The 17490-nt window shown below is 68.2% G+C and carries 17 protein-coding genes; all 17 read left to right on the top strand.

Annotated features, from left to right (window positions below; genetic code table 11):
- The first annotated feature begins 28 nt into the window (after positions 1-28).
- Complete coding sequence (locus tag OG381_RS31415) at positions 29-1771, top strand: trypsin-like serine protease (RefSeq protein WP_327719408.1); 1743 nt, start codon at positions 29-31, stop codon at positions 1769-1771.
- A gap of 204 nt (positions 1772-1975) precedes the next feature.
- Positions 1976-3112 carry an LCP family protein gene (locus OG381_RS31420; RefSeq protein WP_327719409.1) on the top strand — a complete coding sequence of 379 codons (1137 nt, stop codon included), beginning with the start codon at positions 1976-1978 and terminating at the stop codon, positions 3110-3112.
- Between the two features lie 160 nt (positions 3113-3272).
- Positions 3273-3491 carry a 50S ribosomal protein L31 gene (gene rpmE / locus OG381_RS31425; RefSeq protein ID WP_307025833.1) on the top strand — a complete coding sequence of 73 codons (219 nt, stop codon included), beginning with the start codon at positions 3273-3275 and terminating at the stop codon, positions 3489-3491.
- A 103-nt stretch (positions 3492-3594) separates the two neighbouring features.
- Entirely contained in the window at positions 3595-4671 is a 1077-nt protein-coding gene (gene prfA / locus OG381_RS31430) for a peptide chain release factor 1 (protein WP_327719410.1), read from the top strand.
- Between the two features lie 42 nt (positions 4672-4713).
- Positions 4714-5559 (top strand): peptide chain release factor N(5)-glutamine methyltransferase, encoded by an 846-nt coding sequence (gene prmC, locus OG381_RS31435; protein WP_307025829.1) that lies wholly within the window; start codon positions 4714-4716, stop codon positions 5557-5559.
- A gap of 50 nt (positions 5560-5609) precedes the next feature.
- Positions 5610-6257: an L-threonylcarbamoyladenylate synthase gene (locus OG381_RS31440; protein WP_307025827.1), complete on the top strand. Its 648-nt coding sequence runs from the start codon at positions 5610-5612 to the stop codon at positions 6255-6257.
- Positions 6254-6925 (top strand): arsenate reductase/protein-tyrosine-phosphatase family protein, encoded by a 672-nt coding sequence (locus tag OG381_RS31445; protein ID WP_327719411.1) that lies wholly within the window; start codon positions 6254-6256, stop codon positions 6923-6925. Before OG381_RS31440 ends, OG381_RS31445 begins: the two co-directional genes overlap by 4 nt.
- A gap of 221 nt (positions 6926-7146) precedes the next feature.
- Entirely contained in the window at positions 7147-8388 is a 1242-nt protein-coding gene (gene glyA / locus OG381_RS31455) for a serine hydroxymethyltransferase (protein ID WP_327719412.1), read from the top strand.
- Between the two features lie 129 nt (positions 8389-8517).
- Entirely contained in the window at positions 8518-9858 is a 1341-nt protein-coding gene (locus OG381_RS31460; RefSeq protein ID WP_327719413.1) for an MraY family glycosyltransferase, read from the top strand.
- A 312-nt stretch (positions 9859-10170) separates the two neighbouring features.
- Entirely contained in the window at positions 10171-10602 is a 432-nt protein-coding gene (locus OG381_RS31465) for a hypothetical protein (RefSeq protein ID WP_327719414.1), read from the top strand.
- Positions 10603-10875: 273 nt separating this feature from the next.
- Positions 10876-11646 (top strand): F0F1 ATP synthase subunit A, encoded by a 771-nt coding sequence (gene atpB / locus OG381_RS31470; protein ID WP_327722604.1) that lies wholly within the window; start codon positions 10876-10878, stop codon positions 11644-11646.
- A gap of 76 nt (positions 11647-11722) precedes the next feature.
- Entirely contained in the window at positions 11723-11956 is a 234-nt protein-coding gene (gene atpE, locus OG381_RS31475) for an ATP synthase F0 subunit C (protein WP_031485821.1), read from the top strand.
- Positions 11957-11997: 41 nt separating this feature from the next.
- Positions 11998-12546, top strand: a complete 549-nt coding sequence (locus tag OG381_RS31480) for a F0F1 ATP synthase subunit B (RefSeq protein ID WP_327719415.1) — start codon at positions 11998-12000, stop codon at positions 12544-12546.
- A complete protein-coding gene (locus tag OG381_RS31485) occupies positions 12543-13358 on the top strand; it encodes a F0F1 ATP synthase subunit delta (protein ID WP_327719416.1) in 816 nt (271 codons plus the stop codon). The genes OG381_RS31480 and OG381_RS31485 overlap by 4 nt, the downstream gene beginning before the upstream one ends.
- 122 nt (positions 13359-13480) lie before the next feature.
- Positions 13481-15073: a F0F1 ATP synthase subunit alpha gene (gene atpA, locus OG381_RS31490; RefSeq protein WP_307025814.1), complete on the top strand. Its 1593-nt coding sequence runs from the start codon at positions 13481-13483 to the stop codon at positions 15071-15073.
- Between the two features lie 20 nt (positions 15074-15093).
- Positions 15094-16011: a F0F1 ATP synthase subunit gamma gene (locus OG381_RS31495; protein WP_327719417.1), complete on the top strand. Its 918-nt coding sequence runs from the start codon at positions 15094-15096 to the stop codon at positions 16009-16011.
- On the top strand, positions 16011-17447 hold the full coding sequence (gene atpD / locus OG381_RS31500; protein WP_046262508.1) for a F0F1 ATP synthase subunit beta: 1437 nt from the start codon (positions 16011-16013) through the stop codon (positions 17445-17447). Before OG381_RS31495 ends, atpD begins: the two co-directional genes overlap by 1 nt.
- Positions 17448-17490: the final 43 nt, after the last annotated feature.

Consider the following 17490-nt stretch of genomic DNA (forward strand, 5'->3'; position numbering starts at 1 on the left):
GTCCGGAGCCGGTCGCCACAGACGTCGGATGCGGATCGCCCTGCCCATCGGCGCGGCAGGTGTCGCAGCCGCTGTCGCCGCCGCGCTGCTGACCACGTCGGCCGGTGCCGCGACCACGCTTCCGAAGCCGACGGTCAAGCCCGCCATCAGCACGGTGTCGCAGGCCGAGCTGGAGAAGCGGGTGGCCGGCGCGGTCGCCGGTGACGACACCGCGGGGGAGAACACCAGCAAGTCGTCGCTGAGTTCGAGCAGCGGCACCGTCGACGCGAAGATCATCGGCGGCTCCACCACGACCATCACCTCGGCACCGTGGATGGCCCAGCTCTGGTACTACGACGACACCACCGACACCGGCTTCTTCTGCGGTGGCACCGTCGTCTCGCCCACGAAGATCCTCACCGCCGCGCACTGCGCCAAGGGCTACGACTGGGCCAAGTACGGCGCGATCGTGACCGGTGCCACGCAGCTGCCCGACGACGCGGGCAACACCACCGGCGAGGTCTCCGGCGTGGTCCGTCAGTGGACCCACCCGTCGTACAGCTCGCGGACCATCGACAACGACATCGCCGTCCTCACCCTGGCCTCCCCGGTCAAGGCGACGCCGATCCGTATGACGACGTCCACGGACACCGCCTCGTACACCGCCGGTACCAGCGCCAAGGTCTACGGCTGGGGCCGCACCAGCTCCACCACCCAGGACGTCTCCAACACCCTGAAGACGGCCACGCTGCCGATCCAGTCGGACAGCACCTGCGCCGGCTACTACGGCACCGACTTCGTCAAGGGCCACATGGTCTGCGCGGGCAAGCCCGCCAGCGGCAGCGACGCCGGTACGACGTCCGCCTGCAACGGTGACTCCGGTGGTCCGCTGGTGGTGGGCGGCCGCATCGTCGGTGTTGTCTCGTGGGGTGTCGTGGACTGCGTCGAGAAGGGCGCGTACAGCGTCTTCTCGAAGGTCAAGACGTACCTCGGTGCCGCCTACGCCCAGGTCGACGACGCCAACATGAGCTACGCCGACGCCAAGGCCGACCTCTACGTGCGCAACGCGTCCACGAAGACGGGCTACCAGAAGAACTCCAAGGGCACGTCCTTCGGCGCCCGGCAGAGCCTCGGCGACTGGGGCGGCGTCAACCTCGTCACGCAGACGGACTTCGACCGGGACAGCGTCCAGGACCTGGTGTACCGCCGCAGCGACAACGGCGACGTCTACTGGACGCACTACGACTGGTCCATCCAGGACTGGGCGACCAAGCAGATCTTCGACAACTGGAAGACCCGCACCCGCATCATCACCCCGGGCGACCTGACCGGTGACTACAAGCCCGACCTGGTCTCCGTGGACTCCGCCGGCAAGGCGTGGCTCTACCCGGGCAAGGGCAACGGCACCTTCTCGGCCCGTGTGCAGATCGGCACCGGCAGCGGCTGGAACGCCTACAACATGGTCCGCGGCAAGGGCGACTTCAACGGTGACGGCAAGGCCGACCTGCTCGCGCGCAACAAGAGCACCGGCGCCATCTACCTCTACAAGGGCACCGGCAAGGCCTCCAGCCCCTTCTCCGCCCGCGTGAAGGTGCGCACCTGGAGCAACACGACGTACAACGCCTTCGACGCCATCGGTGACATGACCGGCGACGGCAAGGCCGACTTCCTGGCCCGTACGCCCGGCGGCACCCTGTACCTGTACAAGGGCACCGGCAAGGCCACCAGCGAGATCTTCGCCACAAGGATCTCGGTCGGTACCGATTTCAAGCAGTACGACATCTTCGGCTGAAATAGCAGGTGAGCGCGGTACGCCCGCGTTCAACGACTACGCACTGTGCCCACCCTTCCACGGGGTGGGCACAGCGCGTTGTGCAACCCTTTCTCGGGTTTACCCGTCTGACCAGGCGGGGCGACCATGGTGAGGTTCGGGTCGTAACGACCACGTCTGACCCTGAAAGCAGGGGGTAACCGACCGGACGAGAATGAGGAGCACATGTCTGCCGAGAGCACGCCGGAACCCGGCATACCCGGGGAGTCCGGCACCACGGGCCCGCGCCGCCGCGCCAAGGGCCGCCGCCGCAAGACCCGCGGCCAGCGCAAGGGCCTGCTGATAGCGACCTGGACCGCCGCGGGCATCGTCGTGCTGGGCGGCACGGGCGCCGGCTATCTGTACTTCAAGCTCAACGGCAACATCAAGAGCATCGACATCGACCAGGCCCTCGGCACCGACCGGCCCACGAAGGTCGACAACGGCTCCGAGAACATCCTCGTGCTCGGCTCCGACACCCGTTCCGGCTCCAACAAGAAGCTGGGCGGCGGCGCCGACGACGGCAGCGCCCGCTCCGACACGGCGATGATCGTGCACGTCTACGAGGGCCACAAGAAGGCCAGCGTGGTCTCCATCCCCCGCGACACCCTCGTCGACCGCCCCGAGTGCACCGACTCCGAAGGCACCGAGCACGACGCCGCGACCAACGTGATGTTCAACTCCGCGTACTCCACGGGCGGTGCCTCCTGCGCCGTGAAGACCGTCGAGTCGCTCACCGACATCCGCATGGACCACTATCTGGAGGTCGACTTCTCCGGCTTCCAGAAGCTCATCGACGAGCTCGGCGGCGTCGAGGTCACCACCACGAAGAGCATCACCGACCGCGACAGCCACCTCGACCTGAAGGCCGGCACGCACACGCTCACCGGCAAGCAGGCCCTCGGCCTGGTCCGCACCCGGCACGGCGTCGGCGACGGCTCCGACCTCGGGCGCATCCAGCTCCAGCAGGCGTTCATCAAGGCCCTGATCAACCAGATCAAGACCGTCGACCTCTTCGACAGCCCGAAGAAGCTCTACAACCTCGCCGACACCGCGACCAACGCCGTGACGACCGACACCGGCCTCGGCTCGGTCGACAAGCTCATGTCCTTCGCGAACGGCCTCAAGGGCATCAGCTCCAAGAACATGACCATGGTCACCATGCCGGTCCAGTACGACCCCCGGGACGGCAACCGGGTGCTGGTGGACGAGGACAAGGCGAAGCTGGTCTGGAAGGCCCTGGAGAACGACCGGGCGATCCCGAAGAGCGCCACCAAGGGCACCGCCACCGGCCAGGCCAAGGGCGTCGTCACCTCCTCGTAGGCCCGTGCACGACCCCCCGCCGGGGCGCTGGGAATAGATCGCCCCGCCTCCCGGTTTTGGGGGATGCGGCCAGTGCTGGCAGACTGGTACGTCGGCCCCGGTTCACGCCCCCGCAACCCGCGGACGGCGACCCGGTGCCCTCCCGAAACTAGGAGACACCTTGAAGCGCGAGATCCACCCCGAGTACGTCGAGACGCAGGTCAGCTGCACCTGTGGCGCGTCGTTCACCACCCGTAGCACGATCCAGAGCGGCGCCATCCGCGCCGAGGTCTGCTCCGAGTGCCACCCGTTCTACACGGGCAAGCAGAAGATCCTCGACACCGGTGGCCGTGTGGCCCGCTTCGAGGCCCGCTTCGGCAAGGCTGCTGCCAAGAAGTAGCGAGCCACCAGCGCCGGTCCACGCCGCACTCCTCGGAGTGCGCCGGGACCGGCGTTTTTGGTCGCCCGCCTTCCCCCTTCATCCGCAGTACAGGAGCCCTGAGATGTTCGAGGCCGTCGAGGAACTCGTCGGTGAGCACGCCGACCTGGAGACGAAGCTCGCCGACCCGTCGGTCCACTCCGACCAGGCCAACGCGCGCAAGCTGAACAAGCGCTACGCCGAGCTCACCCCGATCGTCGCCACGTACCGCTCCTGGAAGCAGACCGGCGACGACATCGAGACGGCGAAGGAGTTCGTCGCCGACGACCCGGACTTCGCCGCCGAGGTCAAGGAGCTGGAGAAGCAGCGCGAGGAGCTCACCGAGAAGCTGCGCCTGCTGCTCGTTCCGCGGGACCCCAACGACGACAAGGACGTCATCCTCGAGGTCAAGGCGGGCGCCGGCGGCGACGAGTCCGCCCTGTTCGCCGGCGACCTGCTGCGCATGTACCTGCGCTACGCCGAGCGGGTCGGCTGGAAGACCGAGATCATCGACGCCACCGAGTCCGAACTGGGCGGCTACAAGGACGTCCAGGTCGCCGTGAAGACCAAGGGCGGCCAGGGTGCCACCGAGCCCGGGCAGGGCGTCTGGGCCCGGCTGAAGTACGAGGGCGGCGTGCACCGCGTGCAGCGGGTGCCGGCGACCGAGTCCCAGGGCCGTATCCACACCTCCGCGGCCGGTGTCCTCGTGACCCCCGAGGCCGAGGAGGTCGACGTCGAGATCAACCCGAACGACCTGCGCATCGACGTCTACCGTTCCTCCGGCCCCGGCGGCCAGTCCGTCAACACGACCGACTCCGCCGTGCGCATCACGCACATTCCCACCGGAGTCGTCGCCTCCTGCCAGAACGAGAAGAGCCAGCTGCAGAACAAGGAGCAGGCGATGCGTATCCTGCGCTCCAGGCTGCTCGCGGCAGCCGTGGAGGAAGCGGAGCGGGAAGCCGCGGACGCCCGCCGCAGCCAGGTCCGCACCGTCGACCGCTCCGAGAAGATCCGCACGTACAACTTCCCGGAGAACCGCCTCTCGGACCACCGCGTCGGCTTCAAGTCGTACAACCTGGACCAGGTCCTGGACGGCGACCTCGACGCGGTGATCCAGGCCTGCGTCGACGCGGATTCCGCGGCCAAGCTGGCGGCCGCGTAAAGAGGTACCTACGCACGACCGAGTACGACACGGAGGACTTGCGTGAACCTGCTGCTCGCAGAGGTGGCCCAGGCCACCCAGCGGCTGGCCGACGCCGGCGTGCCCTCGCCGCGCAACGACGCGGAGGAGCTCGCCGCGTTCGTGCACGGCGTGAAGCGGGGCGCGCTGCACTCCGTGAAGGACTCCGACTTCGACGCCCGGTACTGGGAGGTCATCGCCCGCCGGGAGCAGCGTGAGCCGCTCCAGCACATCACCGGACGGGCCTTCTTCCGCTACCTGGAGCTCCAGGTCGGTCCCGGGGTCTTCGTGCCCCGGCCCGAGACCGAGTCCGTGGTCGGGTGGGCGATAGACGCCGTACGCGCCATGGACGTCGTGGAGCCGTGCATCGTCGACCTGTGCACCGGCTCCGGCGCCATCGCGCTCGCCCTCGCCCAGGAGGTCCCGCGCTCCCGGGTGCACGCCGTGGAGCTGTCCGAGGACGCCCTGCGGTGGACGCGCAAGAACACCGAGGGGTCCAGGGTCGACCTGCGTCAGGGCAACGCCCTGGACGCCTTCCCGGACCTCGACGGCCACGTCGACCTCGTCATCTCCAACCCGCCCTACATCCCGCTGACCGAATGGGAGTACGTCGCTCCCGAGGCGCGGGACTACGATCCCGAACTCGCCCTGTTCTCAGGGGAGGACGGCCTCGAACTCATCCGCGGTCTGGAACGGACCGCACACCGGCTCCTGCGCCCGGGCGGCGTCGTCGTCATCGAGCACGCCGACACCCAGGGCGGCCAGGTGCCGTGGATCTTCACCGAGGAGCGGGGCTGGGCCGACGCGGCCGACCACCCGGACCTCAACAACCGCCCCCGGTTCGCCACGGCCCGCAAGGCGATGCCGTGAGCCCCACCCCCCAGTCTTCAGAGCAGTACGTGTACGAGGAGGCCCGCTAAATGGCACGGCGATACGACACCAACGACGCGACCGACCGCTCGACCGGTCTGCGCGAAGCCGCGTCCGCCGTCCGCCGTGGCGAGCTCGTGGTCCTCCCGACCGACACGGTGTACGGCATCGGCGCCGACGCGTTCTCCTCGGAAGCGGTGCACGACCTGCTGGAGGCCAAGGGCCGGGGCCGCAACATGCCCACGCCCGTCCTCATCGGCTCCCCGAACACCCTGCACGGCCTCGTCACGGACTTCTCCGAGCTGGCCTGGGAACTCGTCGACGCGTTCTGGCCGGGCGCGCTGACGCTGGTCGCCAAGCACCAGCCGTCGCTCCAGTGGGACCTGGGGGACACGAGGGGCACGGTCGCCGTCCGTATGCCCCTGCACCCCGTCGCCATCGAGCTGCTGACCGAGGTCGGTCCGATGGCGGTGTCCTCGGCGAACCTGACGGGCCACCCGGCGCCGGAGGACTGCGACGCGGCCCAGGAGATGCTCGGCGACTCGGTCTCCGTGTACCTCGACGGCGGTCCGACCCCGGGCATCGTCCCCTCCTCGATCGTCGACGTCACCCGCGAGGTGCCGCTGCTGCTGCGCGCGGGCGCGATCTCCGCGGAGGAGCTCAGGAAGGTCGTACCCGACCTCGAGGTGGCGAATTGACGGCCCCTGACGCGGGGCGTGGCATATGGGACCCGGAGGAGACGCGGACCTTCACAGGGCTCCCGCGTGACACCTTCCGCATCCTCCACGTCAGCACCGGCAACGTGTGCCGCTCGCCGATCACCGAGCGGCTGACCCGCCATGCCCTGGCGGACCGGCTCGGCGACCCGCTGTGGGGCGGGCTCGTCGTGGAGAGCGCGGGGACCTGGGGCCATGAGGGCGCGCCCATGGAGGCCAACGCGGAGGCCGTGCTGGCCGACTTCGGCGCGGACGCGACCGGCTTCACGGGCCGCGAACTCCTCGACGAGCACGTCATCATGGCCGACCTCGTCCTCACCGCCACCCGCGACCACCGTCAGCAGGTCATCTCGATGGGCCACTCGGCGGGTCTGCGCACCTTCACCCTGAAGGAGTTCACCCGCCTGGTCCGCGCGATAGACCCGACCACGCTGCCTCCCCTGGAGGACGGCGTGGTGGCCCGCGCCCGCGCCCTGGTCCGCGCCGCGGCGGCTCTACGCGGGTGGCTCCTGGCCCCGACGGCAGAGGCGGACGAGGTGTACGACCCCTACGGCGCCCCCCTGCCGTTCTTCCGGTCGATCGGGGACGAGATACATCAGGCGGTGGATCCTGTCGTCACCGCGCTGACGGGCGTGCCTGCCCGGATGTGACGCGGCGGGGGGTGAGCCGGTCGACGGAGTCCGTCGGGGAACGGGTCCCGTACGGCGCCCCGCTGCCGTTCTTCCGGTCGGTCGGGGACGAGATACATCAGGCGGTGGATCCTGTCGTCACTGCGCTCACCGGAGTAGCCGCCAGGACGTGACGACCGAGCACCTCACCGGTCCCGGGCCTACATTGGACGTACGTCACCGTCGACGCCCCGGAGTCCACCATGTCGGTCACCCATGCCCCCGAGACCGCCGACATCCTGCGGCGGCAGGATCCCGAGCTGGCCGAGATCCTGCTCGGTGAGCTCGCGCGCCAGTCGACGTCGTTGCAGCTGATCGCCGCCGAGAACTTCTGCTCGCCGGCCGTGCTGGCCGCGATGGGGTCGCCGCTGGCGAACAAGTACGCCGAGGGGTACCCCGGTGCCCGGCACCACGGCGGCTGCGAGATCGTCGACGTCGCCGAGCGGATCGCCGTGGACCGCGCCAAGGCCCTCTTCGGCGCCGAACACGCCAACGTGCAGGCCCATTCGGGGTCGTCGGCCGTGCTGGCCGCCTACGCCGCGCTCCTGCGCCCCGGGGACACCGTCCTCGCCCTCGGCCTGCCCTACGGCGGTCACCTCACCCACGGTTCGCCCGCCAACTTCTCCGGCCGCTGGTTCGACTTCGTGCCCTACGGCGTCGACGCGGAGACCGGGCTCATCGACTACGACCAGGTCCGCACGCTCGCCCGTCAGCACCGGCCCAAGGCCATCGTGTGCGGCTCCATCGCCTACCCCCGGCACATCGACTACGCCTTCTTCCGCGAGGTCGCCGACGAGGTCGGGGCGTATCTCATCGCCGACGCCGCCCACCCCATCGGGCTCGTCGCCGGGGGAGCGGCGCCCAGTCCGGTGCCGTACGCCGACGTCGTCTGCGCCACCACGCACAAGGTGCTGCGCGGACCCCGCGGCGGCATGATCCTGTGCGGCGCCGATCTGGCCGAACGGGTCGACCGGGCCGTCTTCCCGTTCACGCAGGGCGGCGCGCAGATGCACACCATCGCCGCCAAGGCCGTCGCGTTCGGCGAGGCGGCAACACCTGCCTTCGCGGCGTACGCCCATCAGGTGGTCGCCAATGCGCGGGTTCTCGCGGCGGGGCTGGCCGCCGAGGGGCTCGTCGTCACCACGGGCGGGACCGACACCCATCTGGTCACCGCCGATCCGGCCCCGCTCGGCGTCGACGGGCGGACCGCGAAGGGCCGGCTCGTGGCGGCCGGCATGGTGCTCGACTGCTGTGCGCTGCCGCACGCGGACGCCCGCGGCCTGCGCCTGGGAACGGCCGCCGTGACCACCCAGGGCATGGGGGAGGCGCAGATGGAGCGGATCGCCGTACTGCTCGCGGGGGTGCTCAGAGGTGAGGCCGAGACGCAGAAGGCACGTGAAGAAGTCCGGGATCTGGTCGGGGGATTTCCGCCGTATCCGGCCTGAGCGGGGGTACGCGTTCCGAGGTGCACAGCCACTCGTGCAACCATCGTCGCTACCCGAAAGTCCCCATCCATATGCGTCCATCGCTAGGGTGTGGGGCTGAGATGGCCAGCGAGACCTGTGGGGAAGCCCGTGCGTGAATACCTGCTGACGCTCTGCATCACGGCCGCGGTGACGTATCTGCTGACAGGGCCGGTACGTAAGTTCGCGATCGTGGCCGGAGCGATGCCGGAGATCAGGGCCCGTGACGTGCACCGGGAACCGACTCCGCGGCTCGGCGGTATCGCCATGTTCTTCGGCCTGTGCGCGGGCCTGCTGGTCGCCGACCACCTCACCAACCTCAGCCAGGTCTTCGACAAGTCGAACGAGCCCAGAGCGCTGCTCAGCGGCGCCGCGCTGATCTGGCTGATCGGCGTCCTGGACGACAAGTTCGAGATCGACGCCCTGATCAAGCTGGGCGGCCAGATGATCGCCGCCGGCGTCATGGTCATGCAGGGTCTGACGATCCTGTGGCTGCCGATCCCCACGGTGGGCAATGTCGCGCTGACCCAGTGGCAGGGCACCCTGCTGACGGTGGCGCTCGTCGTCATCACCATCAACGCGGTCAACTTCGTCGACGGTCTCGACGGCCTCGCGGCGGGCATGGTGTGCATCGCGTCGGTGGCGTTCTTCCTCTACGCCTACCGCGTCTGGGTGTCGTACGGCATCGAGGCCGCCGCCCCGGCCACGCTGTTCTCGGCGATCCTGATGGGCATGTGCCTGGGCTTCCTGCCGCACAACATGCATCCCGCGCGGATCTTCATGGGCGACTCCGGCTCCATGCTGATCGGTCTGGTGCTGGCCGCGGGCGCGATCTCCATCACCGGCCAGGTCGACCCCGACGCGTTGAAGCTGTTCGCCGGGTCCGAGAAGGCGGCCGTGCACCAGACGGTCCCGGTCTACATCCCGCTGCTGCTGCCGCTGACCATCATCGCGATCCCGGCGGCGGACCTGATCCTGGCGATCGTGCGCCGCACCTGGCGCGGTCAGTCGCCGTTCGCCGCCGACCGCGGGCATCTGCACCACCGGCTCCTGGAGATCGGGCACTCGCACAGCCGCGCGGTGCTGATCATGTACTTCTGGTCGGCGCTGATCGCGTTCGGCGCGCTCGCGTACTCCGTGAACTCCGCGTCCATGTGGATCGTCCTGAGCGTGGTGTTCCTCTCCGCGATCGGCCTCCTGCTCCTGCTGCTGCCGCGCTTCACGCCGCGCGCCCCGAGGTGGGCGCAGGCCTTCCTGCCGCCGCGCTACCGCCGTCGCAGGGCCGTTGCGGAATCCACGCCGGTCGCCGAACCGGCCGCCGCGGCAGGGGAGTCGGAGGAGGACGAGGAGCGCGCTCCGGTCGCCGTCGGGGTGTCCGGCGTCAACGGCGCGACCGCGCTCGGCGCCCGTTCGCGCTTCCTGGACAGGCGGAAAGCCGGAACGTCGCGCTGACGCGGCAAGGTAAGAATCTGACGAGAGCATTGCCAAGTCGTGGGAGTGGGTTGGGGATGCAAAGCGCCCCAATACCAGACAAATGGGCGGCGTTTTTGCACAGACGCGCACTGTCACTCTCATGTGTGACACCGAGCACACCCACCAGGTAAAGACCTCATCAAATAGTTTGTGATACGGTTCACGAGAACCCCGGGTAGAGCCGAAGGACCGTAGTGCGACGGTCCGTTGGTGTGAGGTCCACCCTCGGCCCGGGACTACGCTCGTCCATGACGACACCCCTTCCCCCACCGTGAAAGCGGAGTTGCCGCCATGCCGTCCAACGACGTCCGGACCCTGCTCCAGGCTGCTGTGCCCACAGCCGCCGCCGGAGCTGTTGCTGTCGTCGTCAGCGGAGTGGTCGCAGGCGGCAAGGGGGCGATCGGGGCGGCGGTCGCGACACTGCTCGTGATTCTGTTCATGGGGCTCGGGTTCTACGTCCTGCAGCGCACTGCCAAATCGCTTCCGCATCTGTTCCAGATGATGGGGCTGATGCTGTACGCGGCGCAGATCCTGCTGCTGTTCATCTTCCTGTCCATGTTCAAGGACACCACCTTGTTCAACCCCCGTGCCTTCGCGATCACGCTCCTCGCCGGCACGCTCGTGTGGATCGCCGCGCAGACGCGCGCCCACATGAAGGCCAAGATCCTCTACGTCGAACCTGATTCGGGTGACAAGCCCGAAAAGACAGGGCACTCGTCGTGAGAGGTAGGGCCGGGATAAGGGCGCTCGGGAGACCCTGCTATCGTCCGGTGCCAACTGCGGCATCGCGGGCGCGGGCATCTGAGCTGACGCCTGCTCAATCGCGAGGCTTGATGCCCCCCAGCCGCCCCCACATCCGTAAGACCTGTCCGGTGCCGACCAGCGGCTGCGTGCCGCGCCGACACAACGAGGTAGCCGTACCCATGCGTCACGCCGAAGGAGCCCGTGGTGAGTGCTGACCAGACCCAGCTCGCCTTTGACTGGAGTTGTCGGATCATGTCCGACAACGGGTGTGGCTTCCCGGCTCCGGGCCTGCACTCGTTCCTGTTCAAGCCGATCGCTACGGTCGGCGGGTTCGAGTTCAACAAGGTGATGCTGCTCGCGCTCATCACCACCCTGCTCGTCATCACCTTCTTCTATGCCGCCTTCGGCAAGGCCAAGGTGGTACCGGGCAAGCTCCAGATGGTCGGCGAGGCCGGCTACGACTTCGTGCGCCGCGGCATCGTCTACGAGACGCTCGGCAAGCGCGAGGGCGAGAAGTACGTCCCGTTCATGGTCTCGCTGTTCTTCTTCATCTGGATCATGAACATCTGGTCCGTGATCCCGCTGGCCCAGTTCCCGGTGTCGTCGATCATCGCCTTCCCGATGGTGCTGGCCGCCATCGTCTGGATCATGTGGGTCTCGGTGACGTTCAAGCGTCACGGCTTCGTCGGCTTCTTCAAGAACGTCACCGGCTACGACAAGTCGCTGGGTCCGGTTCTGCCGCTCGTGATGGTCATCGAGTTCTTCTCGAACCTGCTGGTCCGACCGTTCACACACGCGGTCCGACTCTTCGCCAACATGTTCGCCGGCCACCTGATGCTGGTCATGTTCACGGTCGCCTCCTGGTACCTGCTGAACAGCTGGATGATCCCGGCTGCCGGCGTCTCGTTCGTCATGACGATGGTCATGATCCTCTTCGAGCTTTTCGTGCAGGCCGTCCAGGCGTACGTCTTCGTGCTGCTGGCCTGCTCGTACCTCCAGGGCGCTATGGCCGAGCACCACTGAGTCGTATCGCTCACAAGCCCCCAGAACGTCCGGTGGTCAACCCCCGCCGGTCCATGAAAGAGAAGGAAGAATCAGCATGGCTGCCCTTGAGACCCTCGCCGCTGTCGAAGGCAACATCGGTTCCATCGGTTACGGCCTTGCCGCCATCGGCCCCGGCGTCGGCGTCGGCATCATCTTCGGTAACGGCACCCAGGCCCTCGCCCGTCAGCCCGAGGCCGCCGGCCTGATCCGTGCCAACCAGATCCTCGGCTTCGCCTTCTGTGAGGCGCTTGCCCTCATCGGCATCGTCATGCCGTTCGTCTACGGATGATCGAAACCTGACGAGCCAACCTTTCCACGAAAGGCACTGATGTGATCGCCAACCTGGTACAGCTGGCGGCCGAGGAAGAGCAGAACCCGCTCATTCCTCCGGGCCCCGAGCTGCTCGTCGGCACCATCGCCTTCGCCATCGTGTTCTTCTTCTTCTGGAAGAAGCTGCTTCCGAACATCAACAAGGTTCTGGAAGAGCGCCGCGAGGCGATCGAAGGCGGAATCGAGAAGGCCGAGGCCGCGCAGGTCGAGGCCCAGAGCGTCCTTGAGCAGTACAAGGCTCAGCTCGCCGAGGCCCGGCACGAGGCCGCGCGTCTGCGCCAGGAGGCGCAGGAGCAGGGCGCCACGCTCATCGCCGAGATGCGCGCGGAAGGCCAGCGGCAGCGCGAGGAGATCGTCGCCGCCGGTCACGCGCAGCTCGAGGCCGACCGCAAGGCCGCGTCCTCCGCGCTGCGCCAGGACGTCGGCAAGCTCGCCACCGACCTGGCCGGCAAGCTCGTCGGCGAGTCCCTCGAGGACCACGCCCGACAGAGCCGCGTGATCGACCGCTTCCTCGACGAGCTCGAGGAGAAGGCCGAGGCCGCGCGATGAACGGAGCGAGCCGCGAGGCCCTGGCAGCCGCACGTGAGCGTCTCGACGCGCTGACGGACAACACGTCCGTGAACGTCGGCACGCTCGCCGGGGAGCTGGCCGCCGTCACCACGCTGCTCGACCGCGAGGTGTCGCTGCGTCGGGTCCTCACCGACCCGGCGCAGGCCGGCGAGGGCAAGGCCGACCTGGCCCGGCGCCTCCTCGGTGGCCAGGTGGGCGGCGAGGCCGCCGATCTGGTGTCCGGCATGGTGCGTTCCCGCTGGTCGCAGTCGCGTGACCTCGCGGACGCCCTGGAGGAGCTGGCGAACCTCGCCGACCTCACCGCCGCGCAGCAGACGGGCGCGCTCGACGACGTCGAGGACGAACTGTTCCGGTTCGGCCGGATCGTCTCTTCGAACACCGAGCTGCGTGCCGCGCTGACCGACCGCGCCGCGACGGCGCCGGCCAAGGGCGAGCTGCTGCGCACTCTGCTCGGCGGCCGTGCGCACGCGACCACCGAGCGTCTGGTGACGCGTCTCGTCACCGCGCCGCGGGGACGTAGCCTGGAGTCGGGACTGGAGTCCCTGTCCAAGCTCGCCGCCGAGCGCCGGAACCGACTGGTCGCCGTCGTCACCTCGGCGGTGCCGCTGAGCGACACGCAGAAGCAGCGCCTGGGCGCCGCCCTCGCGAAGCTCTACGGCCACACGATGCACCTCAACATCGACGTGGACCCCGAGGTCCTCGGCGGGATCCGGGTGCAGGTCGGCGACGAGGTCATCAACGGCTCCCTCGCGGACCGTATCGAGGACGCCGGCCGCCGCCTGGCGGGCTGAGCAGCAACTTCATAAGCAGTACGTACAGACGGCCCGGTTGGGCCGTGCAGAGGATTCCTGGGGGTCGCCCCCAGACCCCCAAGTTGAAACTTCGGGCCCAACAAGGAGAGCAGGGAACCCAGATGGCGGAGCTCACGATCCGGCCGGAGGAGATCCGGGACGCGCTGGAGAACTTCGTCCAGTCGTACAAGCCGGACGCGGCCTCGCGCGAGGAGGTCGGTACGGTCACCCTTGCCGGCGACGGCATCGCGAAGGTCGAGGGTCTTCCCTCGGCCATGGCCAACGAACTGCTGAAGTTCGAGGACGGCACCCTCGGACTCGCGCTCAACCTGGAAGAGCGCGAGATCGGTACCGTCATCCTCGGCGAGTTCAGCGGCGTCGAGGAGGGCCAGCCGGTCACCCGCACCGGCGAGGTCCTGTCCGTCGCGGTGGGCGAGGGCTACCTCGGCCGCGTCGTCGACCCGCTCGGCAACCCGATCGACGGCCTCGGCGAGATCGAGACCAGCGGTCGTCGCGCCCTTGAGCTGCAGGCTCCGGGCGTCATGGCCCGTAAGTCGGTGCACGAGCCGATGGAGACCGGCTACAAGGCCGTCGACGCGATGACCCCGATCGGCCGTGGCCAGCGTCAGCTGATCATCGGTGACCGTCAGACCGGCAAGACCGCCCTGGCTGTCGACACGATCATCAACCAGCGTGACAACTGGCGCTCCGGCGACCCGAAGAAGCAGGTCCGCTGCGTCTACGTCGCCATCGGCCAGAAGGGCTCGACCATCGCCTCCGTGCGTGGCGCCCTCGACGAGGCCGGCGCGCTGGAGTACACGACCATCGTCGCCGCCCCGGCGTCCGACCCGGCCGGCTTCAAGTACCTGGCGCCGTACACCGGTTCGGCCATCGGTCAGCAGTGGATGTACGAGGGCAAGCACGTCCTCATCATCTTCGACGACCTCTCGAAGCAGGCCGACGCCTACCGCGCCGTGTCCCTGCTGCTGCGCCGCCCGCCGGGCCGTGAGGCCTACCCGGGTGACGTCTTCTACCTGCACTCCCGTCTGCTGGAGCGCTGCGCGAAGCTCTCCGACGACCTGGGCGCCGGTTCGATGACGGGTCTGCCGATCGTCGAGACCAAGGCGAACGACGTGTCGGCGTTCATCCCGACCAACGTCATCTCCATCACCGACGGCCAGTGCTTCCTGGAGTCGGACCTGTTCAACGCCGGTCAGCGCCCCGCGCTGAACGTCGGTATCTCCGTCTCCCGAGTCGGTGGTTCCGCGCAGCACAAGGCGATGAAGCAGGTCTCGGGCCGTCTGCGCCTCGACCTCGCCCAGTACCGCGAGCTGGAGGCGTTCGCCGCCTTCGGTTCCGACCTGGACGCCGCGTCGAAGTCGCAGCTGGAGCGCGGTCAGCGGCTGGTCGAGCTGCTCAAGCAGGCTCAGTACCAGCCGATGCCGACCGAGGACCAGGTCGTCTCCGTGTGGGCCGGTACCACCGGCAAGATGGACGACGTCCCGGTCAACGACATCCGCCGCTTCGAGAAGGAGCTCCTGGAGTACCTGCACCGCAAGGAGCAGGGCCTCATGACCTCCATCAAGGAGGGCGGCAAGATGTCGGACGACACGCTCACCGCCATCGCCGACGGCATCGCGGACTTCAAGAAGCAGTTCGAGACCTCGGACGGCAAGCTTCTCGGCGAAGACGCGCCGGCCGCCGCGGCCAAGTGACGACGGAAGGGACCTGACTCATGGGAGCCCAGCTCCGGGTCTACAAGCGTCGTATCCGATCCGTCACCGCGACCAAGAAGATCACGAAGGCGATGGAGATGATCGCCGCCTCGCGTGTCGTCAAGGCACAGCGCAAGGTGGCGGCCTCCACGCCGTACGCGACCGAGCTCACCCGCGCGGTCACGGCGGTCGGAACCGGCTCGAACACCAAGCACCCGCTGACCACGCAGGCCGAGACGGTCGTGCGGTCCGCGGTGCTGCTCCTCACGAGCGACCGTGGTCTCGCCGGCGCCTTCAACGCCAACGCCATCAAGGTGGCGGAGAAGCTCACCGAGCGTCTCGAGGCCGAGGGCAAGGAGGTCGACACGTACATCGTCGGCCGCCGCGGTCTGGCCCACTACAACTTCCGCGAGCGCAAGGTCGCGGAGTCGTGGTCGGGCTTCACCGACGAGCCCACGTACGCGGACGCGAAGAAGGTCGCGGGTCCGCTGATCGAGGCCATCGAGAAGGACACGGCCGAGGGCGGCGTGGATGAACTCCACATCGTCTTCACCGAGTTCGTCTCGATGATGACGCAGACGGCGCTCGACGACCGTCTGCTGCCGCTCAGCCTCGAAGAGGTCGCCGCGGAGGCCACGCCCAAGGGCGAGATCCTTCCGCTGTACGACTTCGAGCCCTCGGCGGAGGACGTCCTCGACGCCCTCCTGCCGCGCTACGTGGAGAGCCGTATCTACAACGCGCTGCTCCAGTCGGCCGCTTCGAAGCACGCCGCCACGCGGCGCGCGATGAAGTCGGCCACCGACAACGCGGGAGAGCTGATCACCACTCTCTCCCGTCTTGCCAACGCGGCCCGCCAGGCCGAAATCACCCAGGAAATCAGCGAGATCGTCGGTGGCTCCGCAGCCCTGGCCGACGCGACCGCGGGGAGTGACAGGTAATGACGACGACAGTTGAGACGGCCGCTGCCACGGGCCGCGTCGCCCGGGTCATCGGCCCGGTCGTCGACGTGGAATTCCCCGTCGACGCGATGCCGGAGATCTACAACGCTCTGCATGTCGAGGTGGCCGACCCGGCCCTCGACGGCGCCAAGAAGACGCTGACCCTGGAGGTCGCCCAGCACCTGGGTGACGGCCTGGTCCGCACCATCTCCATGCAGCCCACCGACGGTCTGGTCCGCCAGGCCGCGGTCACCGACACGGGTGCCTCCATCACCGTGCCGGTCGGCGACTTCACCAAGGGCAAGGTGTTCAACACCCTCGGCGAGGTTCTGAACACCGACGAGCAGTACGACGGTGAGCGCTGGGGCATCCACCGCAAGGCTCCGAACTTCGACGAGCTCGAGTCGAAGACCGAGATGTTCGAGACCGGCGTCAAGGTCATCGACCTTCTCACCCCGTACGTCAAGGGTGGAAAGATCGGTCTGTTCGGTGGTGCCGGCGTCGGCAAGACGGTGCTCATCCAGGAGATGATCTACCGCGTCGCCAACAACCACGACGGTGTCTCCGTGTTCGCCGGTGTCGGTGAGCGCACGCGTGAGGGCAACGACCTCATCGAGGAGATGGCGGAGTCGGGCGTCATCGACAAGACCGCCCTGGTCTTCGGTCAGATGGACGAGCCCCCGGGCACCCGTCTGCGCGTGGCCCTCGCCGGTCTGACCATGGCGGAGTACTTCCGCGATGTGCAGAAGCAGGACGTGCTGTTCTTCATCGACAACATCTTCCGCTTCACGCAGGCCGGTTCCGAGGTCTCGACCCTGCTCGGCCGGATGCCCTCCGCGGTGGGTTACCAGCCGAACCTGGCCGACGAGATGGGTCTCCTCCAGGAGCGCATCACCTCGACCCGTGGTCACTCGATCACCTCGATGCAGGCGATCTACGTCCCCGCGGACGACCTGACCGACCCGGCCCCGGCCACCACCTTCGCCCACCTCGACGCGACGACGGTGCTCTCCCGTCCGATCTCCGAGAAGGGCATCTACCCGGCCGTGGACCCGCTGGACTCCACGTCCCGCATCCTGGACCCCCGCTACATCGCGGCGGACCACTACAACACGGCCATGCGTGTCAAGGGTGTCCTGCAGAAGTACAAGGACCTCCAGGACATCATCGCGATCCTCGGTATCGACGAGCTGGGCGAAGAGGACAAGCTCGTCGTCCACCGCGCCCGTCGCGTGGAGCGCTTCCTGTCCCAGAACACCCACGTCGCCAAGCAGTTCACCGGCGTCGACGGGTCGGACGTCCCGCTGGAGGAGTCGATCACCGCGTTCAACGCGATCATCGACGGCGAGTACGACCACTTCCCGGAGCAGGCGTTCTTCCTCTGCGGTGGCATTGAGGACCTCAAGGCCAACGCCAAGGAGCTCGGCGTCTCCTGAACTCGGACCTGAAGAGTCCTGAGCTCTGAGTTCGACTGAGGGG

Source organism: Streptomyces sp. NBC_00490 (genome assembly GCF_036013645.1).
Classification (GTDB): Bacteria; Actinomycetota; Actinomycetes; order Streptomycetales; family Streptomycetaceae; genus Streptomyces; species Streptomyces canus_F.